Raw genomic sequence first — 592 nt, forward strand, 5'->3', positions numbered from 1 at the left:
CCTGAAACTGGACATCAAACGTCGTATGCATATTGAGGACAGCGCGCCGTGCTTGGGTCCCATGTACTTTTAGGACCAGCGGACCCGGGCTCGGTGCATTCTCTACCCAATATTTACCCAGCAGCGACACCAGATAGGTGCCGTAGGACACTGCCTTGGTATCTGTGCGCAGCACCATGAATTCTGGATCACGGCCTTTCTTGTGTAGTAGTACACACGAATCGACGGGTCCAGTGATCTCGTTAGTGCTGTCTCCAAACTGATGCAGGTTGTAGTGCTGCCACAAACCCGGCTCGATTTCTGGGCGCATCCATTCGTAAAACTTGTTCAGGTCTAGGCTCATGGGTGTGGTGCGTAGTTAGTGAACAGATAAAAAGTAACGACAAGTCCGGAGAGCGCGCCGAGCAGGACCCAGCGCATTTCACGGTGACTTGCATCGAAACATGATCCAAGCGCTCCGAACAAGCCGCCCGCGAGCGCCCCAATAGCAAGCGAGATCATGCCAATGATCGCATAGAAATACCAGCCAATCCCAGCTAATATCAGATGCAGCAGTGCCAAGAATCCTTCCATTATTTAGACCACCTTACCT

2 protein-coding genes are annotated in these 592 nt (G+C 52.2%); both read right to left on the reverse strand.

Annotated elements, in window-relative coordinates:
- A partial coding sequence (locus tag AC1RPH_RS07700) for a hypothetical protein (RefSeq protein ID WP_481762010.1) occupies positions 1 to 343 on the reverse strand: 343 nt, incomplete at its 3' end.
- Positions 340 to 573 (reverse strand): hypothetical protein, encoded by a 234-nt coding sequence (locus AC1RPH_RS07705; protein WP_289863264.1) that lies wholly within the window; start codon positions 571 to 573, stop codon positions 340 to 342. The genes AC1RPH_RS07700 and AC1RPH_RS07705, both read right to left, overlap by 4 nt.
- Positions 574 to 592 lie beyond the last annotated feature (19 nt).

The organism is Dellaglioa sp. CoH-57-MRSF-16, assembly GCF_056782055.1.